The following is an 819-nucleotide window of genomic DNA, read 5'->3' on the forward strand; positions in this document are numbered from 1 at the left end:
AAGGGCTAAGCAAAGAAGCTATCCCATTATCTGCACGCTTAATGGCGATTGCCGATGTGTATGATGCCTTGATCTCCAAGCGTTGTTACAAAAGCGCCATGACACATGAACAAGCTTTAGAGATTATGCGCGAGGGCAGAGCTCAACACTTTGACCCAGTGATGCTTGATGCCTTTCTGGATAACTGCCACTTATTCCTGGCAATCGCTGATAAGTACAAAGACGAGTAAGTGCTCGCTATACTTACCGGACAAATAATTCGATCTGTTGTAGCGCAGTATCTGCCTCTCTAACACGTGGAGCAAATATCTTAAAGACGTGAAACAACCCCTCAAACACATCGTAAGTGAAATCACATTCGCTTTCATTTACGCGCTGGGCGGACGTATCGCCTGCCCAGTATCGTCAGCGCCAAGCTTAACCGTACTATAACCTTTACTTGGCAAAGCCCGGCTTTTCAACTGCGCCCAGGTACTCTACCTTTAGCTCCTTAACTAAATCAGCCATCGATTTAATTGTGTGAATGCCCGATACGCCTTCACCAGCACTCCAAAAGTCCTTCCATGCATTACTACCTGCCAAATCAAGATCGACACTTTCCTTGGCCTGGTAACTTGCCAAGTCAACGCCAGCACGCTCAATTGACGGCTTAAGGAAGTTACACTTCACGCCAGTAAAGGTATCTGTGAAGATCAAATCTTTAATCCCTGATTCAACCAACATCTTTTTGTAGTCAGGGTCTACCTCGGCTTCTTCGGTGGCTATAAAGCGTGTTCCCATATAAGCAAAGTCTGCTCCCAGCACTTCAGCTGCACGTAT

The 819-nt window shown here is 46.3% G+C and carries 2 protein-coding genes; one reads left to right on the plus strand and one right to left on the minus strand.

The window, feature by feature from the left end; translation table 11 throughout:
- Positions 1–230, plus strand: a 230-nt coding sequence (locus A3766_RS30045) for an HD-GYP domain-containing protein (protein WP_369808588.1), incomplete at its 5' end; no start/stop codon positions are given.
- A gap of 205 nt (positions 231–435) precedes the next feature.
- Here the strand turns inward: A3766_RS30045 and A3766_RS00965 are convergent.
- Positions 436–819: nitronate monooxygenase family protein (locus tag A3766_RS00965; protein WP_197479150.1), on the minus strand; the 384-nt coding region annotated here is incomplete at its 5' end.

This window comes from Oleiphilus sp. HI0132 (genome assembly GCF_001635845.1).